We start from the raw sequence: 23,196 nt of genomic DNA on the forward strand, positions 1-23,196 counted from the left end.
GTGCGGGGAGGCACCGGCGTCGTCAGCGCCGGCGCTCGTCGCGCCAGCGCACCCACCGCTCGACGAGCGACAGGTCGTAGTCGGGGCCGCTCGTGCCGATGGTGAACAGCGTGGCGCCGGCGTCGAGCAGCTTCTGCCCGACCTCCTCGGGCGGCGCGCCCACGCCGACGGACCGCTCCACGAGGGACGCGGTGTCGCGGCCCACGGCCTCGCCGTGCTCGTCGAGGATCGCGGACTTGCGGGTGAGGGTGTCGACGTCGCCGAAGGAGTGCCAGACGTCGGCGTGCTCGGCCACGAGGCGCAGCGTCTTCTTCTCGCCGCCCCCGCCGATCAGCACGGGGATCTCGCGCGTCGGGGCGGGGTTGCCGGCCGCGAGCCGCGCCTTGATGCGGGGGAGCGCCGCGCTCAGGTCGGCGATGCGCGAGCCCGCCGTGCCGAACTCGTAGCCGAACTGCTCGTAGTCCTTGGCGAACCAGCCGGCGCCGATGCCGAGGATCAGCCGGCCGCCGCTGATGTGGTCGACCGTGCGGGCCATGTCCGCGAGCAGGTCGGGGTTGCGGTAGGAGTTGCAGCTGACCAGGGCGCCGATCTCGACGCGCTCGGTCTGCTCGGCCCAGGCGCCGAGCATCGTCCAGCACTCGTAGTGCAGGCCGTCCGGGTCGCCGGTGAGCGGGAAGAAGTGGTCCCAGTTGAACATCGTTCCTGGGGCCACGTTCACGCGCCGAAGTTGCCGCAGGGGAACGGATAGGGCCGCTGACCTGGGGCGATGCCTGATCGATGCTCGGGCCGGTTGTCGCAGGAGAACGGTACGGATCGGAGGCCGTGCGGCACTCGTGACGCACCAGCGACGCACGCCCGGCGCGTCGCCCACCGTCCGCGCGTTGCCCAAATGGGCTACAGTGACGCCCACAAACGAAAACGGCCCCGCCAGGTGCTACCAACACCAGACGGGGCCTGACCACCCAAGAGGAACGGACCCTCTCGATGGCTACCCCGCAGCATAGCGGGGGAGTGGCGACGTCGCCGCGACCCCCGCGCATCAACGCCCACGCGCCCCTGTGGCGCATCGTCGACGCCCTCGCGGCCTCCGGCTGGGGCGACCTTCGCGACGCCCCGCAGAGCGTCCGCACCTACCTCCTCGCGCTCGGCCGCATCGCCGACGCCCGGTCCGGCATCGCCGAGACCACCGACGCCCAGGTCGCCGAGCGGGCCGGGCTGTCCGTGCGCACCATCATGCGGGCCCGGGTCTGGCTCGAGGAGCGCGAGCTGCTCGTCGTCATGCGCCGCGGCGCCCGCCAGGGGCTGCGCGGCGTCGCGTCCCTGCTGTCGATCACGAAGCGCGCCCTCGTGGCCATGCTGCCCAGTGCACGCGCGTCGAAGGATGCTCGCACCCGGGCCCGTGCAGCCCGCCCCGGCGGCGCTCCCAACGTGACAGCGTGGCGGGCTTTTCCTTCCTCACGGAAGAAGACGGGGCGCCCGCAGGGCGCGCCCCGGCCTGACGGCCCGACGAACATCCAGAAGCGCCTCGTCGACGAGGCCGCGCACGCGGCCGCCAACCCGCCGCGCCCCGAGACCCTCGCCAGCATCCGAGCCCTCATCGCCCGCCGCTGACCCCTGCCCCGTACCGCTCGCCAACGAAGGAGAGACCACGATGTCCCAGCACCGCCCGTCCCGGATCAACCCCGACACCCTGCCCGTCCTCGTCCTGGCCGTCCTGCTCACCGCCGGACTCGCCGCCGTGAGCTTCGCGATCTCCTACGCCGCGCTGCGCGAGGTCTCCGCCTGGGCCGCCGTCCCCGTCACGCTGTCCTGGGCCGTCCCGGTCATGCTCGACGCCGCCACCGTCGTCTACCTCCTGGCCGTCCTCGTGAAGCGCGCACGCGGCGAGCGGGCCCGCGGCGCTTGGGCAGCCCTCGCGCTCTGGACGGCCGTCTCCGTCGTCGCCAACGCCGCCCACGCCGCCGACGTCCCCGAGCCCTGGCAGCGCGCCATCGGCACCGTCGTCGCCGCCCTCGCGCCGGTCGCCGTCCTCCTGGCCATCCACACCATCGCCGACCTCATCACCGCCCGGACGGACGCCGCGAGCGCCACCGAACCGGACACGGACACGGTGGCCGCGAGCGCCGGGACGGACGACCAGGCGGACGCGGACACCACCCCGGACAGCACGGACGCGGACAGCCCGTCCGGGACGACGGCGGCCGGGCCGAAGGACGTCCGCCGGCACACCTCGCCCCGCCCCCGGACACGCGGACGCGCCGTCGAGCACCGCGACGCGATCCTGCGGCTCGCCGCGGCCGGAAAGAGCGGGTACGCGATCGCCGACGAGATCGGGATCAGCAAGACCGCCGTGTACGAGCTGCTGCGGCGCGAGGCGGTGACGGCATGAACTTCACCCGCTCTATCCGCTGCGGAAGGCCGGTGCCCAGGCGCAGACTGCGGGTCGTGAGGAGCACCCGGGCCGCCGTCGCCGTGCTGCTCGCCGTCGTCGTCGTGACGGCCGCTCCCGGGGCGCCGCGGGGCGAGGTCTCGCAGACTGCCGCCGCGGCGAGCACCACGGACCCGCAGGCGGACGTGCCCCGCACGGACGTCGAGGCATGGCTTGAGGAGACGTTCGACGTGCGGATCGAGCACACGGCCACCGACCCGTGCGGCCGCGAGCGCAAGCCTGGCCACGTGCTCGGCTGCCAGGTCAATGTCGGCAGCGAGAACCGGCGCGTGGCGATCACTGCTCCGGACCGCGCCTACGAGACCGCCGACGGGCTCCACAACCTCGACCAGGTGATGCGTCACGAGACGGCGCACGCTCTGATCGCACGCCAGTGCGGCACCGTCTACCCGCCCATCGCCGGCGACCGGGCCGAGAGCATCACCGACGTCTACGCGATCTCGTACCTCGGCGGCGACGGGGACCTGTTCACCGCGAAGTCGCCGAACGCCCCGTACACCGCCGGGGACTGGCAGGCCGCGGAGCGCATCCACGGCGGCGACTGCGGCTGACGCCGCCGTTCAGCGTCGCGTGATGGCGGACGCCCACACCCACGCCCAGCCCTGGCGGCCGGCGGCGTCGAGGTAGCGGACGCGAACCTGGCGCGAGGTCCAGCCGATGGCCCAGCCGTCGACCTGGGCCTCGCGCTGCTCGCGGCCGTAGGTGATCCACGCGCGCACCGCGGGCGGCTCGTCCGGCTCGACGACGCGCTCGCCCGCCCGGGCGCCCTTCGGGGCGTCGAGGGCCGTGTCGCGCAGCGGCACCGTCTCCACTCCCTCGGGCCAGCCTCCCGCCGGCGGTCGTCGTCTCGTCCCCATGCCGCCCAGGGTAGAACACACGTTCGAGGGTGTCGGGCTACGATCCTGCCGTGCAGATCCGAGCCCACGTCGAGACCATCCCGCCGGACAACAGCGGCACCCACGAGACCACCGTCCGCGACGTCGCCGTCGAGGCCGACACCTACGAGGACGGCGTCGCCCAGCTGCGCGCCCAGCTCGCCGACGGCGAGCGCCTGATCACCATCCGGTCCGCGCTGTAGCCGGACACGACGAAGGACGCCCCCGTCCGCCCTGTGAAGGGCGGACGGGGGCGTCCGTGTGTCCGGTGTCCGTCCGGGTCAGCCGCCGGACGTGTCCGCGTCCGGGAGCAGGTCGCGGCCGCGTCCCTCGAGGACGCGGTAGTCGTTCACGAGGGAGCGTTCGTCCGCGGACAGGCTGGTGATGTCCGGGACGCCGCCCGCCGACGTCGGAGCGTAGGACGGCGGACGGTTGGAGCCCAGCACGAGCCGCGTGGCCCAGGCCGGCAGGCGCGGCTCAAGCCAGCGCCACAGGACGTACCAGAGCGCCAGGACGGCGGACACGACGAACGCGACGACCGCCGGCGACGTCAGGTCGACTCCGAGGCCGTCGAGCAGCTCCACGGCCCACGGGGCGTGCGTGCCGAGCCAGCCGAGCAGCACGGTCACGAGCGCGGCCCACGCGCCCGGCACGACCGTGCGCAGCCACGAGGTGACGGTGTCCTTCATGATGAGCCTCCTCAGCCCTTCTTCTTCGCGGCCGCCTTGGCCTTGGTGGTCTTCGCGCCCCGCACCCAGTTGCCGGCCGTGGTCTGCACCCACCACGTCTTGCCGACCTTGGTGCCGGACCCGTTGACGACGGTGAACGGGTAGCCCTTGGGCAGGAGGCGGCCGCGCTTGGTGCCGAGGCCGCCGTACACGTGCGTGGGGGCGGTGGTGGTGCGGCGGTGGTGCTTCGCCTTCGCGCGGGCAGCGACGGCGGCGTCGAGCTTCTTCGCCGTCGCAGGGCCGGGGATGCCGTCCTGGGTGAGGCCGTGCGTCGCCTGGAACGACTTCGTCGCGGCGATCGTCGCGGGGCCGCGCTTGCCGTCGACGACCAGGTCGTAGCCCAGGCGGTTGAGCTTGGCCTGCTGGGCGGAGATCCACGCCGTGGAGTAGCCGCGGTTGTCCCACCCGGGGTTGGCCGGCGCGGGGACGGGCTTGCCGCCACCGAGCGCGTCGAGGTGCTTGCTGACCAGGCCGAGGAAGTAGGTCCAGGGGAAGTTGGGGCCCGGGTCCCAGTGGGAGCTCTTCTTGTAGACGCGGTTCACGTCGACATGGCCGGCGAACCCCTTCGCCTTCGACCGGATCTGCGCGTCGGTCAGCCGGCGGACGGGGATGTCGTACTTCTTGCACCACTCCGCGGCGCACAGGGCCGCGATGTTCAGTGCCTTGAGGGAGAACGCGTCGCGCCAGTCGTCGGCGCTCTGGCGGGCGTACCCGGCGATCTCGATGTTGAGGGAGCGGGCGTTCGCGCCCGGCAGGGTCCACGCCGTGTCCTCGTCGCGCACGACCCGCACACGCGAGTCGTCGTCGACGGTCCACTGCGACGACGCGTCCACGCGCTGGAAGTACGCGGCGACGTTCTCCGCCGTCTGCGACCCCTCCGGCGCCTCCATCGTGTGGACGCCGATCAGGCTCACGGCCTCGGCACGACCCCGGTAGCAGCGGGTCGTCAGGTTCGTTCTCGTGGTGACCACGATCTGGTGCCTCCTCGGGCATGACGAAGCCGCCGGGCCCGACGGGCGCACGGCGGCTGCTGGGGTGGGTGGTCAGGCGGGCTGGGCGTCCTCGTCGTCGTCGAGGTCGTCCGGCCACGCCGGCGGGGGCGGCGGCTTGTGCTGGTAGATGTGGTCCACCAGCTGCCGGCAGTACATCCACAGCCGCCGGTTGCGGTACTCGAGGACGTCCTGCCGGCGCTCCATGCGCGCCATGCGGGACACCCGCTGCGACCGCGTCGCGGCGTGGTACGTGAGCAGGGCGGCGACGGCCGCCACGACGGCCGACGACAGGCCCACGACGAGCTCCGTGCTCACCCCGGTCAGCCGATCAGCACCGCGGACAGCCGCGGGTAGCTCTGGTTGTGGGTGTTGAGGGCAGCCCCCGAGGACTGGTACTGGTTCACCGAGATGTAGTCGCCTGCCGCGAGGCGCATGGGGAAGGTGTAGACCTCCGACGCGGCCTGGCCCGAGACGATGCTGTTCGGCGCCCAGGACCGGTGAGTCGCGCCGTTCTTCCGCACGACGACGATGCGCGAGCCCGCGGCCGTCGAGGGGGCAGCGAAGGACGACGTGTAGGTCACCTCGTAGATGCCCGCCACGGACGCGGTGAGCCGACCCCGGACGCCGACGGCGTCCGACCACATGCCGCCCACGTTCTCGACCGCGGACGCGTAGGTCATCTCCGTCTCGGTGCCGTTGGCCATCGACTGCGGGGCTTCCGCGATCACGTCAGCGAACGGACGCACAGCACGGAACGCGGGCACCCACGTACCGCCGGAGCGGACGTAGGTCACGGCCTCCGTGGTGGAGTAGACGCGCAGCCCGTCGGGCGGATCCGGAATCCGGGTCGCGAACGCGGACAGCCCGAACGGGGCGACGATGTCGGCGCCGGCGAGACCCGTGTACGGGGCCGTCTGCGAGATCGTGGCGCCGAGCGTGTTGCTCGCCGTCGAGGGGACGGTCGCGCGGGCGAGCTCCATCGCGCCGGCGGGGATCGACGGCGCGACGGGGGTGCCGGAGGGGATGCCGATCGCGACGGCGACGACCATCGCGGAGTCGACGTCCGCCTGGTCGACGTCGTGGTGGATCGCGTACACGATGTCGATGCGCGACCCGGTCGCCGGCGCGGGGTCCGTGGGCACGGGCAGGGCGCCGTCGTTGCCGGCGAGCACGACGCCGTCGGCGGCGCCGCGGGCGAGCAGCATCGGCACCGCGGGCACGCTGTACGTCCACCCGGCCGTGCCGACCACCTGCGCGGGCGCCAGGAGCCCCGCACGCGGCCCGCCAGCCGCCAGACGGTGGAACATGCCCGCGAGGCTCTTGCGCGCCTCCACGGGCGTTGTGCCGCGCGTGGCGTCCGGGCGGACGAACAGACCACGGAACAGGCTCACGGTGCCTCCTCAGGCTCGGGGGTGTTGGGGAACTCCTCGGGTTGCGGGTTCCAGGTGACGGGCTCGACGTCGAAGTCGCCGCCGAACCGCTCGCCCTTGACGAGCCACGAGAACTCGGCGCCGGGCTCGCCGTGCACGGTGAACGTGCCGTCGACGACCCGGTCGGCGCCCAGCGGCGACGGGGGCCCGATCGGCGACACCAGCACGGCGCGGCCCGTCGGCTTCACGAGCGCCTCGAAGTAGTAGGGCAGCGCGACGGCGGCCGTGCCGTCGGCGCCGATCACGCCCTCGCCCCAGTACTCGACCCCGGAGACGGGCGACTCGGTCGAGGCGTGCGCGAGGTCGTACCCCTCGCGCAGCGGGTGGCGCGTGCGGAACTGCTTCGCGCCGTCCACGTTCAGGCTTCCGGAGACCTTCAGGTCGCCCACGAGATAGATGTCGTCGCCCCCGCTTGGGGACCAGATGTACGACCGGGTCCCGGCAGCCGCCGAGCTCGAGCGGCCGATGAGCCACTGCGCCGAGCCGACGTCCTGCCAGAGGTTCATCGGACCCGCCTCCGCAGCGAGCGTCAGACCTCCGCTGCCCGCCGCGCGCACCGTCGTGTCGGAGCCTCGGAACCAGACCCGGGCAACGCCATCGTTCTGACGCAGCACCCGGACGATGTCCTCATTGTTCGGGTGCTGGATCAGCAGTCCGTGCCCGACGTGATCCCGGGTGCCCTGTGCGTACAGGGGACCGAACACGCACGCCGTCGAGTCGTCCGCGTACCGGGCCGCGAGCGCACCGGCGTCCGCGACGATGAGGTCGCCTCCGTCGCCGATGGTGACGCGGCCGCCCAGGACGTCGATGTCGCCGTCGTCGAGCACCTGGACGCCGCCGCCGTCCTTGATGGTGAGGCCGCCGCCGTCCTCGACCGTGACGCCTCCGCCTCCGGTGATGGTGAGGCCGCCGCCGTCCGCGACCGTGACGCCGCCGCCGTCCTCGACGGTCACACCGCCGCCGTCCTTGACGCGCAGGCCGCCCGAGCTGATCGACGCCGAGTTGAGCGTCGCGCGGGTGCGCAGCTCGGCGACCTGTCGCTGCAGGGTCCGGATCGCGTCGACGAGCACGCCCGCCTTGCCCGGTGTCGCGGCGCGTCGGCCCTTCCACCCTTCGGTGTCGCTCACCGGCTACCTGCCTTCCATCGTGGGTGCGAGCTTGAGCGAGACCTTGCGGCTCTTGTCGCCGGAGATCTCGAGGATCCGCGTGCGGTAGGTGCCCGCCCGCAGGTAGATGTGCCCGGGCGGGATGCTGACCGACGCCCAGTCACCAGGACGGTAGGTGCCCAGCGTCGGGGAGTCGACGTCCGTCTCGAGCGCCCACGTCTGCCACGGGCGCACCGACGCGCCGAGCCCCGCGAGCGCGTGGGCGTTCAGCCGCGACACGTCCGTCGCGTTGGTCGAGGTGACCCGCTCGGTCAGCGGGTACCCGGCGTCGGTCAGCTCGGTCGTCTCGGCGAGGCCGATCGGCAGGTCTTCCTCCATGCCGTCACCAGTCGAGAAGACGCGCGAGGCGACGTCTGAGCCGTCCCGGTCGACCCCCAGCAGGCGCAGCGGGCCGCGCACGGCCCCGCGGTCCCACCGCCAGTCGTCGCCCACCTGGTGCAGCAGCGGGTCCGCCGTGGTGCCGGTGCGCATCACCCACTCGACCGACAGGCCGTCGACCGTGAGGCGCGGCTGGAACGCGATGTCGGGGCCGCCCTCGACCTCCGCGAGCTGGCGCAGCCGCTCGCCCACGTAGCCGAGCTCGTAGCCCGGGTAGGTGCGCTCGTTCGTACCGGCCTGGTCCGCCGGGAGCACGATCGGCAGCGACCCGCCCGGGTGCGCGAGCGCCGTCGCGACGAGCCGCTTGGCGATCGTGCCCAAGGACAGGCCCGACCACGACAGCGCCGTGCGGCCCACGCCCGACGGCCACGGCGGGGGCGCGATCGCGAGGCGGCGGTCGAGGTGCCCGTGCATCCCGGTCGCCTTCACCTGCAGGGTGCCGGTCGCGTCGTCGTAGCCGTGCGGCAGGATCGGGCCCGCCTCGAGCACGTAGCCGGCGTCCGTGACGGCGCCGAGGAAGCAGCGGTTCGGCTCGAGGTAGGACAGCAGGGTCTCGCGCGTGTTCGGGTTCAGGGACCGCAGCGGCACGGTCGCCTGGACGTCGCCGGAGTCGTTCAGCACCGTCGACCAGCTCGCGCCGCTCCCGGTCGTCGGGACCGCCGCGAGGATCCTGCCCGTCATCAGCTCGCCGCAGATGATCTGCACGCTCACGCGCGCCACCTCCTCACGCTCACCACCAGGCCGGCGCCCACACGGCACGCAGCGTCGCCGCCGTCGTCTCGCCCAGGGTCAGGAACGCGAGCGACGTCGAGCCCTGCTTCGGCACGGGCGCCCACTCGCGCGCCGTCAGCAGGCCCGAGCGGTCTGCGACCCCGTCGAGCAGGACAGACCCGGCCGCGGTGTCGATCGTGAGCACCGACCCCGCCGGGACGACGCCGACGTAGCGCAGGCGCCGCCCGGTGGGGACGTCGACGATCTCGAACCCGGCCGACGGCGTCGGGCCCGCGACCTCGAGCACGGCCCACGTCTCCGCGTTGCCGGGGTTGTCCAGGTCGACCCGGCCGGACGACCCCTGCTCCCCGAACTCGAGGTAGCCCGTGGTCGAGCCCTGCCCGTCGGTGAACAGGTCGAACGCGAGGCCCCCCGCCAGCTCGGCGAACCCCGTCGAGGCCGACCGGCCCGGCCCGTACCCCGCCGGGTCGGGCGCGAAGAACTGCGCCTCCTGGGTGCCGCCCTCGCGGCGCACCCACGTCGCGTCCTTGAGCAGCCGGTGCCGGCGGACCTTCACGTCCCACCGCACCAGACCGCCCATCGGCGGCAGGTTGAACCACAGCGGCACCAGCGAGCCCGTCTTCGTCGGCACCATCACCGCACGCAGGGCCGCGAGCGCCGCGTCCGAGGCTTCGCCGACGGCTTCGACCTCGAGGGTCCAGGTGATCGTGCGCCCGTCGGCCCAGTCGTCACCTTCCCAGGTGCCGTGCGCCCAGGGGCGGGGCTCGTCGCTGGTGCGCAGCTCGGGCAGCTCGTCGACGCCGTCCAGGACGGAGAAGTCGAACGGGGTGCCCGGGCCGAGTCGCAGCGGCCCGAGCTGCGCCTGCCAGGGCTGTAGGTCGGGTGGTGGGGTGAGCAGGGATGCGACTGTGGTCACGGTCTACCTCCGGATCTTCCACGCGAGCTCGTCGGCGAGGGCGCCGACGGCCTGGCTCTCGGCGTAGAAGTTCTCGATGTGCAGGACGGGGCCGCCGGCGGGCGCGGGGGCGGTCCCGTTCGGGAAGACGGTGGTGTTGGCGGGCAGGTGCGCGAGCTCGGGCCCCTCCTCACCGACGACAGCCCACCCGCCGCGGGCGATGGTGCCGCCGGAGGCGAGGTAGGGGATGTTCGGGACGTCGAAGCTGCGGCCGCCGACCTTTGGCACCCAGGACGGCACGGTGAAGCCGATGCGGCCGATGCTGTTGTTCCACCAGGAGGCAACGTTGTTGAACGCCGACTTGAAGACCCCGCCGATGGATGAGCCGAGCCCGCCGAGCGCGGAGCCGAACCGGGACGGCAGGTTGCGGAACCAGGAGACGAGGTTGTTGAAGACGTCCTTTACGCGGGTGCGCGCGGCCGAGAACTTCTCGTACACGAAGGAGCCGACGGCGCCGACCGCAGAGCCGATCCGGCTCGGGATGTTGCGGAACCAGTCGACGACGTTGTTGAAGACGTCCTTCACGCGGGTGCGCGCGGCGTCGGCCCTGTTCCACACCGCCGTGCCGAGCCCCGCGAGCGCGGAGCCAAACTGGGCCGGCAGGTTCTTGAACCAGTCGACGACGTTGTTGAAGACCTCCTTCACCCGGTCGCGTGCGGTCGAGAACTTCTCGCGCACCTTCGTGGCCACGGTGGACACCGCAGAGCCGATCCGGTTCGGGATGTTCTTGAACCAGTCGACCAGGGCGTTCCACCTGTCCGAGATGTTCTTCTTGGCGTTGCTGAAGAAGCCGGTGATCCTGTCGATCGCCGCCTTGAACCACGGCACGAGCGTGCCCTTGAACCACTTGCCCACGGCCTCGATCGCGACCTGGATGCCCTTCCACGCCGCGGCAACGATCTTGCGCCCGAGCTCGGTCTTCGTGAAGAACCAGACCAGGGCGCCGACCAGGAGCGTGATCCCGGTGATGATGAGGCCGATCGGGTTCGCCTTCATCGCGACGTTGAGGGCCTTCTGCGCCGCGGTGGCGACCCAGGACGCGGCGGCCTGAGCCTTCTGCACGATGCCCAGGCCCTTGATCCACTTCCCGGCCTGCACGGCGCCCTCACCGAGGTCACCGATCGCGGTCCCCGCCAGGATCGCGTTGCCGCCCATCTCGAGGAACCGCCCGGCCGGGCCGCCGATCTGCTCACCCAGGGTGGCCATGCCGTCGCCCAGGGTCGCGGTCCAGGTGGCCAGGTCGCCGGCCGACTCGCCCGCCGCGTCGAACTTCGACCCGGCCTCCTCCGAGGCCCGGCTGATCTTGTCCGCGGAGTCGGACGCCGACCTGCCGACGTCGTCGAACGTCTTCGACGCCTTGTCCACCCCGACGACGGTGAACTCGACTGCCGGTGTCGCCATCAGACCCCCTTGTCGATCGCTCGTTCGATGGCCTGCGCGGCTTCCAACATCGCGTCCGAGATCCCCTCGAGGAACTCGTCCTCGTGCTCGTGCATGACGCCCTCGAGCAACCCTTCGGTGGGCACCCGCTGCTCGACCCACCGCCACGACCGACGCGGCCGCCGCCGCCACGGGTACGCCGGGTGGCGCAACTTCCCCGCCCGCTCGAGCGACTGGTAGTCGTGGCTCTTGTCCGTCGACACGATGCGGATCCCCGCGGACTCCTTCGCCCCTGACGAGAGCCGGTTGCGCACCGCGAACGTGCGCTTCTTCTTCGTCAGGACCTTCGAGACGCCGCCGCGCTTGGGCAGCTTCGCCGCGAGCCCGGTGCGCATGTCGTCCGCCGTCGGCTGCCCCGCGGCGCGCAGGGCAGCCAGCAGCTCTTTGCGGATCTCCTTGCCCTCGCCGACCTTGCGCATCACCTTCGCGAGCGCCTCGAGCGACTCCATGCCCTCGATGCGGAAGTCGTCGTCAGCCACGGCCGCCCCCTCCCCTGAGAGCGGCCGCGGCCGCGTCCTGCGCCTTGCGCGCCTCGTCGTAGAACACGCGCCGCTCGAGCTCGGTGAGGACCATCCACGACGCGACGGGCTGGCGCGTCGTCAGGCACCAGACGGCGATCTCCCGGGCGTCCGCGGTCAGCCTTCCCCCGAGTCGTCGGCCTCCTCGTCCTCGTCGTCGGCGAAGTAGTCCTGCAGCTCCTTGATCGTCATCGCGTGCGCGCGGGCCTTGGGGTCGGGCTCGCGCCGGCGGTGCAGGTCGAGGAAGACCAGCGCCTCGACGAAGGTCTCCTTGTCGTCCTTCGCGAACTGCGCGAGCGGCTCCCGGAAGGCGCGCTTGACCAGGCCGCGCTCCTCGCCGGTGACGGTGTCGTAGAACTGGCCGGGGGTGAGGTCGCACTGGTGCTCGACCTTCTGGGGCTTCGTGGTCACGCGGTCACCTTCGTCCAGTCCGTGATGAGCCACTGGACGTCGACGGTGAGCGTCGCGGACGCGTCCTCCGCCGCCTCGCCGCCCATGAACGTGTCACCCGACGGGCCCGCGGGGACCACGTTGAACGAGTAGTGCGGGGACGCCTCGGACGGCGCCTCGTTGCCGAGCGGCTTGAGCAGGCCGGTCAGCGACGTCCCGACACCGGCCATCGCCTTCGTGTACAGCGACGTCGGGTCGAGATCCTGGTTGATCGTCATGTCGAGGCGCTTGGGCGTCGCGCCCCGCATGTCCGCGAACGTCTGCCGGGTGCCGTAGTTCAGCGCCCAGGACGACGCCTCGTCCGACCGGTCGATGCTGTCGATGAGCAGGACCATGTCCCGCCCGTTGATCCGGGTCCCCGTCATGGGGTCACCTCTCCTTCATCTGGGCGCGCGAGACGCGCGCGAGGACGTTGACGGCGGCCGCGAGGGTCAATTGCCCGTTGACCGCGTACTCCGCCGGCTCGTCGACGGTGTCGGCGGCGAGCTCGTACCCGTCGAGACCGCCGACGGCATCGAGGAGCTCGACGACCATGTCCATGAGCCGGTCAAGCGTGACGGCGTTGGTGCCTGGTCGGGCGACGCAGACGACCCGCAGCACGACCCGCCAGGAGCCGACCTGCGTACCGAACGTCACGCCGCCGTTCAGGACGTACCGGAACGGCGGTGACGCCTTCTCCGGCAGCTCCGAGTAGGTCTTGAGCTTGGCGGCCGTCAGCGCGTCCGCCAGGCCCTTCTGCGCAGCAGTGATCGCGTTCGTCATGCGAACCCCAGCGGCGCGAGGTACGGCGACAGGACCACGCGGGCACCGCGCAGCGGGTCCGAGGAGACGCGCAGCGCCGTCTCGGACCCGTCGCCGGTGTCGTCGTAGACCGTCATCAGGACGCCGTTGGGCGCCTTCACCTGGCTGAACAGGTTCACCCCGACGCGCAGCACGGCCTCGTCCCGGGCCTCCTCCGGCACACCCTCGGCCTCCGAGGAGGTGACGTAGTCCGTGACGTACCGCTCCGCGAGCGCCAGGCAGCGGGTCGCCTCATCCTCGTCGGCGACAGGGTCACCGCCGACCCGCTCGATGAGATCGGGGACGGTGACCGCCACGTCAGCCCCGCTTCTCGGCGTCGACCTCGTCCGCCGGGCGCTGCTCGGCGCCCGTAGGGTCGGTCGTGGCCGTCTGCTCGTCCGGCTCCTTCACGGTCGCGGTCTCGGTGAGCGCGGCGAGGATGTCGTCCTTGCGGGTTGCCCCTCCGAGGTCGACGTCGTGCGTCTTCGCCCACGCCTTGAGCTGCTTGGCGGTCCACTCGCCCGACGGGTCGCCGTCGGGGAACGGCTGGTCCGTGCTGGCGTCGTCGTCGCCGACGGGCTCCTCCTGGGAGACCAGCGCGGCGAGACCGCCGGCGAGCAGCCCGGCGGCGTACTCGTCGGGGAGGTCGACGACGTCGCCTACCCGTGCGGTGATGGGGGCGCCGTTGTAGAGCCCGCCCGGGGACACCTTGATCTGCACCTTCATGTCGACCCCTTCCGGTCGTCGTGGGGGCCGGGGGCGCCCCTCGCGGGCGCCCCCGGCGGGCGGTCACGCGCCGGCGGTGACCAGCGGCTTGACGGCCGTGGGGTCGAGGCCGACGGCGCCGCGACGGACCAGGGCGCGGAACGCCGTCTGGTCGTTGCCGAACCCGGCCTCGGCGGACCGCTCGAACCGCAGGCCGCCCGCGATGCGGACGACGAGGGCCGACCAGTCGCCGAAGAAGATCGGCTTCTTCGACACCCCGAAGGGGTCGAAGTTCGGCTCGACGAACACGGGCTTGCCGAGGATGAGGTCGGGCTGGCCGGCGACCAGGGCCGACTCCCACACCGGCTTGCCGTCCGCGGTCTTGAGCTTGCGGACCACGGCGGCCGCGCCGTCGGACATGCCGAAGGCGCACTTGAGCGACGCCCGGTAGGGCGCGATCACCGAGTAGAACAGGTCCACCAGGTAGTCCGAGCCGTGCCCGATCGCGGACTGGTCGCCCAGGCTCGCGGTGTCGCCGGCGAGCGTGGTCACGCCCGGCACGGTGAAGCCGGCCTTCGCGGCCGCGGCGCCCGCGGCCGCGACGTTGAGGCCGAGCTGGCGGCCGGCGTTGCGGGAGATGTACCCCTCGACGTCGAACGTGGCGTCCTGCAGGAGCTCGTTCGGGACGTAGGTGATGTACCCGCGCTTGGCGACGCCCAGGTCGACCGTGTCGAGCGTGGAGTCGCTCTCCGTGATCGGCCCGTTCGCGGGGATGTCGGCGTCGTCCGGCTCCGCGTGGATCGTGGCGCGCGGCATGGGGATCGTGTTCCCGTCCGCCGTCGTCATGAGCGTCGCGTACTTGAGGATCTCGGACGACTCGATCGCGTGCTCCCACAGCTGGGTGGACACGCCCGCCTTGCCGGTGCCCCCCGTGCCCGACATGGCGCGGGACTCGATCGCGACGTCGTACTTCTCGCCGGCGCGCGACTCGCGCACCCACTTCGCGAACTCGCTGTCCGCGCCGCCGCGCTCCTCGGGGTCGCCGTGCTCGCGCCGGAACGACTCGTCCAGGTCGCGGGCGCGCTGCTCGCCCTGCTCGGCGTTGCGCAGGCGCTCGGCGGCGTCCTTGCGGGCCTCGCCGAGGTTGTCGAGCTCCTGGCGCTGCTCGTTGGTCAGCACGCCGTTGCCGTTGCGGACGCCCTCGTTGAGGATCGCGGCGGTGCGGGTGTCGATCGACTCGACGAGCTCGCCGAGCTGCTTGATCAGGCTGGAAGCCATGGGTGTCCCCTTTCCGGGACTCGTTGGGTGGTTGGGTCCCGGTGGGTTGCGCCCTGCCGGATCGTGCTCAGGTGGTGCGTCCGCGACGTCGGGTGGTTGCCCTGCCCGGCGTCGCGGTGGTCTGTCAGGTCAGCGCCACGCCTTCATGGCGTCCGCGACCGTGAGCGGCTTCGGCGCCTCGTCCGTGCGGCGGAAGAACTTCCGCAGCTCGTCCGCGGCCGCGAGCGCCCGGACCTCGTCGAGGGGGGCGTCGAACTTCCGCGCGAGGGACTCGAACGCGGCCGCCGGGCCCACGAGGGCGCCGGCGACGGAGCGGCGCTCGTCGTCCAGCGAGCGGGTGCCGACCGAGGTCGCCTCGTAGGCGGGCGAGTTGACCGGGGCGACGTCGAGCAGGCGAACGGACAGCAGGGTCCGCATCGGGAAGTTCTGCTCCGACTCGGACCACTCGTCCTCGTGCACGACGAACGCGAACGACGACTGCCGCACGTCGCCGCGCTGGATCAGCTCGTAGACGTCGGAGCGTGCGGCGGGCACGTCGGCCTCGTAGGTGAGGCCGACGTCGTCGACGCCCAGGCGCAGCGTGCCGCCGCCGGTGGTGCCGAGGACCATGTTGTCGTCGTGGTTGTACCGGGCGATGACGCCCGGCCAGCCGTCGCCGCGGCTCTTGTTGAAGGCCCCGGGCGCGACCTGCTCGACGAAGCCGCCGAGGTTGCGCGAGAGGCTGCCGAACTTGGCGGCGTAGCCGCCGATGGTGCGCTTGTCGGCGGCCGCGGCCCGGGTCTCGACCGGGACCGTGGTGAACCGACGCTCAGCGGTGGTGCTGGTCATGCGTTGTCCTCCTGACGGGATGCCGGCGCGGGGTCGGGCCGGGGCACGTTGCGGTAGTCGCCGCCCTGCACGGGCGGGCGGTCGTCGAGGGCGAGCGCCTCGTTGAGGGACAGTCGGCCGTCCTTGAGCTTCGCGCCGATGATGTCCGTCTGGGTCTTGATGTCGGGGCGGATCGTCTCGGCGACGTCGAGGCGCATGAACTGCCCGCCGGGCAGCCATCGCGCGACGGCGAGCTCGAGCCGCTTGATGTACGGGCGCATGTTGTGCGCCCGGTTCCGGGCCCGGGACTCGTCGTTGGAGTAGGTGAGCGAGTCGCCGGCGTTGCCGCCGACCTCGCGCGGGTCGAGGCCGTAGATCGCGGCGATCTCCGAGGCGGTGAGCTTGAGCGTCTCGATGAACTGCGCCTGCGCGGGCGGGACGGACACGATGGACAGGTCCCAGTCCTTGCCGGTCACGAACGGCTTGCCGGACGCGAACGACGTCACTGCCCGGCTCTGCACCTTCTCCGCGGCCTTCGGGTCGAGCACCTGCATCATGTTCTTCAGCACAGCGGGCGGGATCCCGCCGCCGCGCTTGACGTCGGCGTACTCCTGCGCCGACAGGCCGGCGGCCACGATGGACGCGTAGTGCTGGATGGGCGACATGCCGAGCAGGCGCCCCTCGGGCACGAGCCACGGGATGTGCGCGACGCGGTTGCCCGGTGTCTGCTGCCCGTTCAGGTACCACCAGGGGTTGCCGTGCTCGTCGTTCACGGGCGACCAGTCGCGCACCCACTCGATCATCAGCGGCAGGTTGCCGCCGTAGCCCGACATCGCTGGGACCAGGCCGACCGCGTTGCCGTCCGTGACCGTCGCGTACATCGCCTGACCGAGCCAGTTCTCCGTGCCGTACTCCAGCTCGATGTTGCGGAACAGCTCGGGCGGGCTGATCTCCTTCACGGCCCCGGGCCCGTCGGGCCGGTAGAACCGCGGCGTCAGGGTCGAGACGTAGTCGACGATCGTGCGGATCGAGGCGAACACCGGTGTCAGGTACGTCGCGCGCTCGGTGGTGACGGTGACCGGGGTCCCGGTGGAGTCGATCCACTCGTCGCCGGCCGACCGCTTCTCGGCGCCGCCGTTGAGCCACCCCATCACTGCATCCCGAGCAGGAGGGCCACGCCGACGGCGAGCACGCCGACAGCGATCAGGGCCACGCCCAGGCCGACGGCCAGCCACAGGCCGGCGCCGACGGCGGCCGCACCGCCGGCCAGGAGCAGCATGGACCCCTGGTCGCGGGTGAGTCGTCGCTTCACGGTGACCCCCTTCACAGGATCGAGGACATGACGTCGTAGTTCGCTTCCTCGCGCGTCGCGGACAGCGCGCACGCGCACGCCTCGAGCGCGGAGATGTCGCCGCCCTTGCGCGCGAACGCGCGGCGGTCGCCGATCTGCCGCCACCCGGCGGCCGCGACAGCGGCGTCGAGCTCGTCGTACCCGCCGTGCTCGACGGCGCCGGCGTCGACGGCCTGCACCAGGTCGTCGCACGCCTGCACGTAGCCGGGCAGGTCGAGGCGGGTCACGATGACGCCGGCCGCCTCGAGGTAGGCGATGACGGTGGACGCAGGGCCGCCGCCGTCGACCACGACGGGCACGCCCTGCTCGGACTGGATGCGCGCGATCTCGGCGACGGCCTTCGCGCGCTCGCGCGTGGGCCAGCGGTTCACCGAGCCCAGGTGCGGCCGTTCGCCGCCGAGCACCGCGCCGAGCGAGATCCACGCGTGGTCGACGTCGGCGGCCACGCCGAGCGCCACGACGGGCGCGTCCTTCGGCCGCGGCGCGACGAGCTCCGGCCAGCGCGGCATGATCAGCTGGCCGGCCGTGTCGTCGCGCCAGATACCCAGGCGGTCCTCCGCGAACTTGGAAGGGTCGTAGGTCTCGAACTCGCCCTGCACGACCTCGTGGTTCATCCGGGTCAGCCAGGCCGGGTTCGCCGACCAGCACAGGTACTCGACCGCCGGCGTCCACTTCTTCGCCGCGAGGTCGGCCTGCGCGGCCCGGTACTCGTCGCTGTCGACGTTGACGCCCCACTCGCACCACGCCGCGTTCGTCGACTTGCCCGCGAGCGCCGCGCGACGGACCGCGTCGAAGGCGAACGAGTCGTCCTCCTCCTGGGGCGTCGTGCCCAGGAGCCAGACCTGCGGGTTGGGCATCGCGGACATGGTCGAGTTGATCGATGTCCACGCGCGCGAGCCGAGGATCTGCGCCTCGTCCAGCAGCAGGCAGTCGGAGGAGAACCCCTTGCCGCCGGCGCCGCTGCGCGCCTTGAACTGGACCTTGGCCCCGGTGGTGAACGTGACGGCCTCGCGGTTGAGCGCGTTCATCACGGCCTTCACGCGCAGCCGCAGCGCGACGTTGTCGTCCGCCTCGATCAGCTCCATGAGCTTCGCGAACGCCTCGCGCGCCGTGTCCTGCTGGTGCGCACTGACGACGATCTTCTTCTCGCCGAACAGCAAGGCGCCGGCGAGGATCCGCGCGACCATCAACTGCGACTTGCCGTTCTGCCGGGGCACTGTCACGCCGACCCGCTGCGCCGCCCACGTCCCGTCCGCGCGCTCGCCCTGCGCCGCGGTGAGCACCTGCTGCTGCCAGCCGTCCAGGTACAGCCCGAACGAGGCCGACAGGTCGACGACGTCGTCCGCCGAGCTAGCGCGAACGCCCTGCGGCGTGACCCAGGCGCGCGACGGCGCCTCCCCGAGCAGCGCGACGCTCTGCGATCTCGTCAACCGGGTCACCCGCCTTCCCCTTGTCGTCGGCGACCGTCGGCTCGAGGACCGCCTTGCCGACGCCGAGCTGCGCGAGGACGCCCTTGAGCGCGGTCACCTGCTGGCGCGCCTCGGACAGGACACCGTCGAGGGAGACGTAGACCTTCTGCTCCTCGCCGTTCCCGAGACGGAAGTGCATGAGCTGGATCCACTCGTCCTTGCCGGTGACGATGCGGTCGATGTGGTCGAGCCGGTCGACGATCCGGCACGCCTCGACGGTCAGCGCCTCGACGGCAGGATCCGCGGCGCCGGCCTGCTCGAGGTAGGCGCGCAGTCGTTCCGACGTCGTCGATGGCGCGGCCGTGGGCCGATCGGCGCCGGCGCGGCAGGCCCTGTGCATGGGCGTCGCGCTGCTGCGCGCCGTGATCCGGATGGACTCGCCGCAGACCACGCACCATCCCTCGGCCGGAGAACTTCCCGTCTGGCGAGCCTTCTTCACCTGCTCGCCCTGATCCTTCGTGGCCACGCGATCACCGCCCGGGGGTCGTAGTTCCTCCGGTGGAGTACTCCCGAGGGGCCAGCGCGAGTCCCGTCGCGCAGGCATACCCCACGGGGGCACCACCTCTCAGCATCGCCGGAGAACCCTCTGACCTGCGACGACACGGACGAACACCCGGCGAGACTCGAAAATCCGCCCGATCCGTGTGTGAAAACTTTGGTGGTTCGGGGGTGAGGGGGACGGCCAGCCGCAAAAAATCCTGGCGCCGCGAGCGCCGCGGCTCGCGAAGTCGTCAGGAGATTTTCCGGTTCGCGTCAGAGGACGAGTCGTCTCGTCGCGGTCGCGACGTCGTGTCGTTCGCGTCGAGCTCGAGCGCGTCCGCCCTTGCGTCCGCCCTTGCTGGTGTTGCACCCGGCGTGGGCCGGGCCGAGGTAGCCGGCGCCGTCGTCCGTGTGGTCGAGGTGCCAGTCGCTGCCTCGCAGGACCAGGCGCCCGCATACCGTGCACGGCAGCGGCAGCTTGTCCTTCCACGCACGGCGCGCGGCCTGGTGCGCGGCGCCGTACCGCTGCAGCTTCTCGGTGTAGGAGGTGCCGCGCTGCGTGAGGCGGATCGGCTGCCAGGTGCTGTGCTCGTCGAGCGCGCCGGGCCAGGCGGGCACGCGGTCGACACGGTCGTGCGCGGCGTACCACGCGGCCACGCCGCGCAGGCTGTCCGCCACCTGCCGTCGCCTGGCGCGCACCCGCTGCGCGCACACGTCATAGCCCGGGTCGAGGAGATAGCCGTGCGTCGCTCGCACCAGCTGCTGCGCCTTGGCCCGGGCAGTCGAGGACGCGCCGGTGCGGATCACCACGGCCGACGCGTTGGGGTCCGCACCCACGGTGCGGAGCATGGCGCGGAACTGCCGCTCGCTGCGCCACTGGTGGTCGTCACGGTCCAGCACCTGCAGGCCGAGCTGGGCTGCGAGCTCGTGCGCGAGGGTGGACTTGCCGGCGCCAGGCGGGCCGAACAGCAGCACGACGAGACGAGGCACGGTCACCTCCGCCCGGGTACGACGAAGGCCCGGCACCGGGGAGCGGTGTCGGGCCTCTCGTGGGCATGCGTAACCCACTTGGGAGTGAACCTACACGACGAACGCGGCGGGTGTCACGCGGACGCCCGCGTGACACCCGCCGCGCATCGGCGCGGGAGGTGGCTACTCCTCGTCGGTGGTGTCGAGCTCGACCGACTTCCAGTGTCCGGGGGCGTAGACAGCGATGGTGCGGTTGGTGCGATCGCGCAGGTCGAGGTGCCCGTCGCTCACCTGGATCTTCCGGGCGTTCGCGTGCTTGCTGGTGTGGGTGCCGCTCGTGGTGACGGTCGCTGCCATGGCTCTCCTCGGGTCGATGCGGTCTGGGCAGGCGGTACGGGCAGGACCCTAGGCCGAGGTTCTGACATCGCTCCGCAAGCTGCCAACGACGTCGGGCGTGGTGCGACCAACGAGGGCCGCGGGGGTGTGGGCGAGGTACACGTCCGGATCGGAGAAGTCGCCGGCGGCGTGCTCCTGCCCGCACGTCATGCAGGGCCGGCTCTCGATCTGGCGCGCGGTGCGCTCGGCGGCCTCGTGCTCGACGAGGAGCTGCACGTGCGTGCCGAGCTCGTTGATCGTCAGGGAGTCCCAGGCCGTGCCGCACGCGATGCAGACCGCGGCCTTCGGGTTGAGCCGCACCTGCACCTTGCCGTGGGCACCGCACTCCGGGCAGGGCACGTGCGGCTTGAGGGGCGGGTCGGCCCACGTCGTCGCGATCCGCGCGTTGGCCCACCAGCGCATGACCTCGCGGTCGAGGTTCCACAGGGTGTCCTCGGGCAGCAGGCCGGCGGCGCGCGCGATCTGGCGCAGCCGGTCCTCGAGCGTGGCGTTGAGGCGGGCGCTGATGTCCGCGATGTTGGCGCGCAGCGCCTCGGTCGGCCGCTTGTGGGCCAGGGCGCCCAGCCCCTGCAGCGAGGCGACGATGCCGGCGTGCGACCAGCGGCCGTCGATCCGGGAGAGCCAGAGCCGCGCGTCGGCGTCGATGTCCTGCAGCACGGCCAGGCCGCCGAGGTTCGCCGCGGCCCGGGCGCTCGGGTCCGACGAGCCCACGCCCGCCGTCGAGCCGGGCTCGGGGTTCGCGAGCTGGTCGAGGAGCGCGGCCTGGTCGACATGCGTCACCTCGACCGTCAGGCGCCACCGGCCGTCCTCGCCGCGCACGGGGACGCGCTGCTCGACGACCTCGGTCCAGGGATCGACGAGCTCGGCGATCCGAGCAGCGACGCGCTCGCACGTGATCTGCGCGGCGGTCTTGTACTGGTGCTTGCTCATGCCTGGGTGCCTCCTGAGGTCGGACGAGCTCGGCCGCCACGCTTGCCACGACGGCGGCGGGGGCGCGGGGGTTGAGGTTGGTCTGGGGCCGCGTTCGAGGTAGGCGAGCGGTCCCCTGGGGTAGAGGTGGTGTCCGACCCCTCCCGACCCGACCCGACAAGTCCCGTCTCGGGAGACTGCGGGTTCGAGACTCGGGCGGGACTCGGCCGAGACTCCCGGGGCGCCCGGGGGCGCGACGTGGGGCCGTCGCCTGGCGTCGCGGGTCGCACAGCCTGATCAGGGCGTGCGGTACCCGCGCCGGCCGGCGCCTGGCCGTCCTCGTCGCTGCGGTGGTTGGGCGTGGTCGGCCACCCGTTGTTCGTCAGCACCTTGGCGGTGTGGCTGCCGTAGACGGGCTGCTCGGGCACGGGGCGCAGGGCTCGCTTGGAGTCCCACACCTCGACGTCGGCGCCGCGGCCGTGGTTGCACTGCGCGCAGGACACGACCATCGTCTCGAAGGTCCCGGGCTCGCCCGGGTTCAGGTGGTCGAGCTCGCCCGACCGGTTCGTTCGGGGCCCGGTCCAGTGGACGAGGATCCCGCACCAGCGGCAGTTGTCGCCGTCGCGCAGGCGGACCTGCACGTAGAGGCGAGGGTCGCGCAGGTCCTTCTTGCGCTGGGCCGCCCACTCGAGCTCGGCGCGTGTCGGCACGTGCATGAATCCGGAATCTGCCTTCATCATCCAGTGCTGCACGCTGTCGATCTCGACGGGCGTCATCAGGCCGGCGCGCGTGGCGTGCGAGACGAGCTCTCGCCAGCGGGCGCCGCCGAGGGCCATCGCGGTACCCGGGTCGACTGCGTAGTCGGTGCGGTGTCGCGCGACCTGGAAGTAGCACCGGAAGACGAAGCCGGCGACCTCGTTGAGCAGTCGGTCGTCCTCGGGGTCGTAGCCCGCGACCTTCATCAGGTCGGGGTCGGTGGCGGCGCTGTCGCCGCCGCGGGTCCAGGTCACGCGGTGCGGCTCCTTCCGGGAGTCGGGATCAGGCGGGGTGGATCAGTCAGAGCCAGCCGCATTCCCCCGTCTGGGGGTTGATGGGGCGGTCGCAGGAGTCGCACATCGGTGCTCACCTCCTCTCATGGTGGTCGTGGCCGGCGGTCAGATGCCGAGGTCGAGCGCGTCCTGCGCGAGGCGCGAGACTGCGTGCGCCGCGTAGGTCGGGTCGAGCTCGACGCCGATGGCGCGGCGTCCGAGCTGCTTGGCCGCGAGCAGCGTCGATCCGGTGCCGGCGAACGGGTCTGCGATCACGCCGGGCGGTGCCTTCTCGATGAGCATCCGCATCAGGCCGATCGGCTTCGGTGTCGGGTGGCCCTCCTGGGTGGCGGCCTTGGACGAGAGCGGGACGCGCAGCACCGAGGAGGTGCGACGGCCCTCCCATCCGGGTCCGGAGACGTAGATCAGCTCGTAGTTCGGCCGCCACGGGAACCGGGTATCGCCCATGCCGACGCTGTCGCCCTTGTCCCACACGAGCGGCAGGCCGCGGTACGGGACCGCGCCGTCCAGTCGCCTCGGGGAGGCGAACATCGCGTAGGGGCGCTCGAGCTCGTCGCCGCGAGCGCCGCCGGACAGGAACATCGCGAGGGCCTGGTCTCGCACGTCGAGGGTCTTGTCCCACTCGTGCGTGCCGGTCGTCGTGGTGAGGTTGCCGCCGACGCCGTAGGGCGGGTCGGTGATGAGCACGTCAGCCGAGGTCCACTCGGTGATCGTGAGGCAGGAGCCGAGGTACAAGGTGATCAGGTCGTCCTGGTAGTAGGGGGTCACGTGCGGGGTCCTTCCGCGTTGGTCTCAGTGGGGCTGGTGCGGAGGTCCCCGGGAGGCGCGCGGCTCGTGTGTGATCACCCCCCTTCGGTGCGGCGGGTGGTGAAGCTGCTGCCGTCGGAGGC

General features: G+C 72.2%; 31 protein-coding genes. 4 read left to right on the top strand and 27 right to left on the bottom strand.

The genetic code is table 11. From position 1 onward, the window contains the following. Window positions 1-22 precede the first annotated feature (22 nt). Window positions 23-697, bottom strand: a complete 675-nt coding sequence (locus tag ACQP60_RS04115; protein ID WP_429728811.1) for an LLM class F420-dependent oxidoreductase — start codon at window positions 695-697, stop codon at window positions 23-25. Between the two features lie 287 nt (window positions 698-984). Between ACQP60_RS04115 and ACQP60_RS04120 the strand changes: the two genes are divergently transcribed. The 3 genes from ACQP60_RS04120 to ACQP60_RS04130 are packed head-to-tail and all read left to right on the top strand — an operon-like array spanning window position 985 to window position 3,000. Then, window positions 985-1,611 carry a hypothetical protein gene (locus tag ACQP60_RS04120; protein WP_429728632.1) on the top strand — a complete coding sequence of 209 codons (627 nt, stop codon included), beginning with the start codon at window positions 985-987 and terminating at the stop codon, window positions 1,609-1,611. 40 nt (window positions 1,612-1,651) lie between these two features. After that, window positions 1,652-2,389 (top strand): DUF2637 domain-containing protein, encoded by a 738-nt coding sequence (locus ACQP60_RS04125; RefSeq protein WP_429728634.1) that lies wholly within the window; start codon window positions 1,652-1,654, stop codon window positions 2,387-2,389. A gap of 56 nt (window positions 2,390-2,445) precedes the next feature. Beyond that, window positions 2,446-3,000, top strand: a complete 555-nt coding sequence (locus ACQP60_RS04130; protein ID WP_429728636.1) for a hypothetical protein — start codon at window positions 2,446-2,448, stop codon at window positions 2,998-3,000. 9 nt (window positions 3,001-3,009) lie between these two features. On the opposite strand, the gene ACQP60_RS04135 is transcribed toward ACQP60_RS04130, so the two are convergent. Beyond that, window positions 3,010-3,306, bottom strand: coding sequence for a hypothetical protein (locus ACQP60_RS04135; RefSeq protein ID WP_429728638.1), 297 nt, complete (start codon window positions 3,304-3,306; stop codon window positions 3,010-3,012). Between the two features lie 50 nt (window positions 3,307-3,356). Here ACQP60_RS04135 and ACQP60_RS04140 point away from each other — a divergent pair, with 50 nt between their 5' ends. After that, the gene (locus ACQP60_RS04140; protein ID WP_429728640.1) at window positions 3,357-3,527 is read left to right on the top strand and encodes a hypothetical protein; all 171 of its coding nucleotides are present in this window, start codon (window positions 3,357-3,359) and stop codon (window positions 3,525-3,527) included. A 78-nt stretch (window positions 3,528-3,605) separates the two neighbouring features. On the opposite strand, the gene ACQP60_RS04145 is transcribed toward ACQP60_RS04140, so the two are convergent. The 25 genes from ACQP60_RS04145 to ACQP60_RS04265 form a co-directional block, all read right to left on the bottom strand. Further along, window positions 3,606-4,013, bottom strand: a complete 408-nt coding sequence (locus tag ACQP60_RS04145; RefSeq protein WP_429728642.1) for a hypothetical protein — start codon at window positions 4,011-4,013, stop codon at window positions 3,606-3,608. Between the two features lie 11 nt (window positions 4,014-4,024). Continuing rightward, complete coding sequence (locus tag ACQP60_RS04150) at window positions 4,025-5,023, bottom strand: peptidoglycan recognition protein family protein (protein ID WP_429728644.1); 999 nt, start codon at window positions 5,021-5,023, stop codon at window positions 4,025-4,027. Between the two features lie 72 nt (window positions 5,024-5,095). Beyond that, window positions 5,096-5,359 (bottom strand): hypothetical protein, encoded by a 264-nt coding sequence (locus tag ACQP60_RS04155; RefSeq protein WP_429728646.1) that lies wholly within the window; start codon window positions 5,357-5,359, stop codon window positions 5,096-5,098. Window positions 5,360-5,364: 5 nt separating this feature from the next. Further along, entirely contained in the window at window positions 5,365-6,435 is a 1,071-nt protein-coding gene (locus tag ACQP60_RS04160; RefSeq protein WP_429728647.1) for a hypothetical protein, read from the bottom strand. Then, window positions 6,432-7,601 carry a hypothetical protein gene (locus ACQP60_RS04165; protein WP_429728649.1) on the bottom strand — a complete coding sequence of 390 codons (1,170 nt, stop codon included), beginning with the start codon at window positions 7,599-7,601 and terminating at the stop codon, window positions 6,432-6,434. Before ACQP60_RS04165 ends, ACQP60_RS04160 begins: the two co-directional genes overlap by 4 nt. 3 nt (window positions 7,602-7,604) lie before the next feature. Further along, window positions 7,605-8,729 carry a hypothetical protein gene (locus ACQP60_RS04170; protein ID WP_429728651.1) on the bottom strand — a complete coding sequence of 375 codons (1,125 nt, stop codon included), beginning with the start codon at window positions 8,727-8,729 and terminating at the stop codon, window positions 7,605-7,607. A 19-nt stretch (window positions 8,730-8,748) separates the two neighbouring features. Then, complete coding sequence (locus tag ACQP60_RS04175; protein ID WP_429728653.1) at window positions 8,749-9,666, bottom strand: phage tail family protein; 918 nt, start codon at window positions 9,664-9,666, stop codon at window positions 8,749-8,751. Window positions 9,667-9,669: 3 nt separating this feature from the next. Beyond that, window positions 9,670-11,106: a phage tail protein gene (locus ACQP60_RS04180; RefSeq protein ID WP_429728655.1), complete on the bottom strand. Its 1,437-nt coding sequence runs from the start codon at window positions 11,104-11,106 to the stop codon at window positions 9,670-9,672. Further along, window positions 11,106-11,624 carry a hypothetical protein gene (locus ACQP60_RS04185; RefSeq protein ID WP_429728657.1) on the bottom strand — a complete coding sequence of 173 codons (519 nt, stop codon included), beginning with the start codon at window positions 11,622-11,624 and terminating at the stop codon, window positions 11,106-11,108. Before ACQP60_RS04185 ends, ACQP60_RS04180 begins: the two co-directional genes overlap by 1 nt. 156 nt (window positions 11,625-11,780) lie before the next feature. Continuing rightward, the gene (locus tag ACQP60_RS04190) at window positions 11,781-12,074 is read right to left on the bottom strand and encodes a hypothetical protein (RefSeq protein ID WP_429728658.1); all 294 of its coding nucleotides are present in this window, start codon (window positions 12,072-12,074) and stop codon (window positions 11,781-11,783) included. After that, window positions 12,071-12,478, bottom strand: a complete 408-nt coding sequence (locus tag ACQP60_RS04195; protein WP_429728660.1) for a hypothetical protein — start codon at window positions 12,476-12,478, stop codon at window positions 12,071-12,073. The genes ACQP60_RS04190 and ACQP60_RS04195 overlap by 4 nt, the downstream gene beginning before the upstream one ends. Window positions 12,479-12,482: 4 nt before the next feature. Then, on the bottom strand, window positions 12,483-12,875 hold the full coding sequence (locus ACQP60_RS04200; RefSeq protein ID WP_429728662.1) for a hypothetical protein: 393 nt from the start codon (window positions 12,873-12,875) through the stop codon (window positions 12,483-12,485). Further along, window positions 12,872-13,210 carry a hypothetical protein gene (locus ACQP60_RS04205; protein ID WP_429728664.1) on the bottom strand — a complete coding sequence of 113 codons (339 nt, stop codon included), beginning with the start codon at window positions 13,208-13,210 and terminating at the stop codon, window positions 12,872-12,874. The genes ACQP60_RS04200 and ACQP60_RS04205 overlap by 4 nt, the downstream gene beginning before the upstream one ends. 1 nt (window position 13,211) lies before the next feature. Next, window positions 13,212-13,619, bottom strand: a complete 408-nt coding sequence (locus ACQP60_RS04210; RefSeq protein ID WP_429728665.1) for a hypothetical protein — start codon at window positions 13,617-13,619, stop codon at window positions 13,212-13,214. Between the two features lie 63 nt (window positions 13,620-13,682). Continuing rightward, a complete protein-coding gene (locus ACQP60_RS04215; protein WP_429728667.1) occupies window positions 13,683-14,876 on the bottom strand; it encodes a phage major capsid protein in 1,194 nt (397 codons plus the stop codon). Window positions 14,877-15,005: 129 nt separating this feature from the next. Beyond that, complete coding sequence (locus tag ACQP60_RS04220; protein WP_429728669.1) at window positions 15,006-15,704, bottom strand: HK97 family phage prohead protease; 699 nt, start codon at window positions 15,702-15,704, stop codon at window positions 15,006-15,008. Further along, the gene (locus ACQP60_RS04225) at window positions 15,701-16,834 is read right to left on the bottom strand and encodes a phage portal protein (RefSeq protein ID WP_429728671.1); all 1,134 of its coding nucleotides are present in this window, start codon (window positions 16,832-16,834) and stop codon (window positions 15,701-15,703) included. The genes ACQP60_RS04220 and ACQP60_RS04225 overlap by 4 nt, the downstream gene beginning before the upstream one ends. Further along, window positions 16,834-16,995 (bottom strand): hypothetical protein, encoded by a 162-nt coding sequence (locus tag ACQP60_RS04230; RefSeq protein ID WP_429728673.1) that lies wholly within the window; start codon window positions 16,993-16,995, stop codon window positions 16,834-16,836. The genes ACQP60_RS04225 and ACQP60_RS04230 overlap by 1 nt, the downstream gene beginning before the upstream one ends. A gap of 11 nt (window positions 16,996-17,006) precedes the next feature. After that, a complete protein-coding gene (locus ACQP60_RS04235; RefSeq protein WP_429728675.1) occupies window positions 17,007-18,473 on the bottom strand; it encodes a terminase large subunit domain-containing protein in 1,467 nt (488 codons plus the stop codon). Continuing rightward, window positions 18,385-18,969 (bottom strand): hypothetical protein, encoded by a 585-nt coding sequence (locus ACQP60_RS04240; protein WP_429728677.1) that lies wholly within the window; start codon window positions 18,967-18,969, stop codon window positions 18,385-18,387. The genes ACQP60_RS04235 and ACQP60_RS04240 overlap by 89 nt, the downstream gene beginning before the upstream one ends. Before the next feature lie 287 nt (window positions 18,970-19,256). Further along, complete coding sequence (locus ACQP60_RS04245; RefSeq protein WP_429728678.1) at window positions 19,257-19,979, bottom strand: ATP-binding protein; 723 nt, start codon at window positions 19,977-19,979, stop codon at window positions 19,257-19,259. A gap of 156 nt (window positions 19,980-20,135) precedes the next feature. Further along, window positions 20,136-20,309, bottom strand: coding sequence for a hypothetical protein (locus ACQP60_RS04250; protein WP_429728680.1), 174 nt, complete (start codon window positions 20,307-20,309; stop codon window positions 20,136-20,138). Window positions 20,310-20,357: 48 nt separating this feature from the next. Continuing rightward, on the bottom strand, window positions 20,358-21,278 hold the full coding sequence (locus ACQP60_RS04255; protein WP_429728682.1) for a hypothetical protein: 921 nt from the start codon (window positions 21,276-21,278) through the stop codon (window positions 20,358-20,360). Then, the gene (locus tag ACQP60_RS04260) at window positions 21,275-22,267 is read right to left on the bottom strand and encodes a hypothetical protein (protein WP_429728684.1); all 993 of its coding nucleotides are present in this window, start codon (window positions 22,265-22,267) and stop codon (window positions 21,275-21,277) included. The genes ACQP60_RS04255 and ACQP60_RS04260 overlap by 4 nt, the downstream gene beginning before the upstream one ends. Before the next feature lie 144 nt (window positions 22,268-22,411). Beyond that, window positions 22,412-23,074: a DNA methyltransferase gene (locus tag ACQP60_RS04265; RefSeq protein WP_429728685.1), complete on the bottom strand. Its 663-nt coding sequence runs from the start codon at window positions 23,072-23,074 to the stop codon at window positions 22,412-22,414. Between the last annotated feature and the right edge of the window lie 122 nt (window positions 23,075-23,196).

The organism is Isoptericola variabilis, from assembly GCF_050311655.1.
Lineage (GTDB): Bacteria > Actinomycetota > Actinomycetes > Actinomycetales > Cellulomonadaceae > Isoptericola > Isoptericola variabilis.

Bases quoted from the DNA above. Each gene is read 5' to 3' on its own strand.
- ACQP60_RS04125 (WP_429728634.1), top strand. From the start codon at position 1,652: ATGTCCCAGCACCGCCCGTCCCGGATCAACCCCGACACCCTGCCCGTC.
- ACQP60_RS04225 (WP_429728671.1), bottom strand. From the start codon at position 16,834: ATGGGGTGGCTCAACGGCGGCGCCGAGAAGCGGTCGGCCGGCGACGAG.
- ACQP60_RS04180 (WP_429728655.1), bottom strand. From the start codon at position 11,106: ATGGCGACACCGGCAGTCGAGTTCACCGTCGTCGGGGTGGACAAGGCG.
- ACQP60_RS04250 (WP_429728680.1), bottom strand. From the start codon at position 20,309: ATGGCAGCGACCGTCACCACGAGCGGCACCCACACCAGCAAGCACGCG.
- ACQP60_RS04115 (WP_429728811.1), bottom strand. From the start codon at position 697: ATGTTCAACTGGGACCACTTCTTCCCGCTCACCGGCGACCCGGACGGC.
- ACQP60_RS04120 (WP_429728632.1), top strand. From the start codon at position 985: ATGGCTACCCCGCAGCATAGCGGGGGAGTGGCGACGTCGCCGCGACCC.
- ACQP60_RS04195 (WP_429728660.1), bottom strand. From the start codon at position 12,478: ATGACGGGGACCCGGATCAACGGGCGGGACATGGTCCTGCTCATCGAC.
- ACQP60_RS04145 (WP_429728642.1), bottom strand. From the start codon at position 4,013: ATGAAGGACACCGTCACCTCGTGGCTGCGCACGGTCGTGCCGGGCGCG.
- ACQP60_RS04135 (WP_429728638.1), bottom strand. From the start codon at position 3,306: ATGGGGACGAGACGACGACCGCCGGCGGGAGGCTGGCCCGAGGGAGTG.
- ACQP60_RS04220 (WP_429728669.1), bottom strand. From the start codon at position 15,704: ATGACCAGCACCACCGCTGAGCGTCGGTTCACCACGGTCCCGGTCGAG.
- ACQP60_RS04215 (WP_429728667.1), bottom strand. From the start codon at position 14,876: ATGGCTTCCAGCCTGATCAAGCAGCTCGGCGAGCTCGTCGAGTCGATC.
- ACQP60_RS04200 (WP_429728662.1), bottom strand. From the start codon at position 12,875: ATGACGAACGCGATCACTGCTGCGCAGAAGGGCCTGGCGGACGCGCTG.
- ACQP60_RS04210 (WP_429728665.1), bottom strand. From the start codon at position 13,619: ATGAAGGTGCAGATCAAGGTGTCCCCGGGCGGGCTCTACAACGGCGCC.
- ACQP60_RS04255 (WP_429728682.1), bottom strand. From the start codon at position 21,278: ATGAGCAAGCACCAGTACAAGACCGCCGCGCAGATCACGTGCGAGCGC.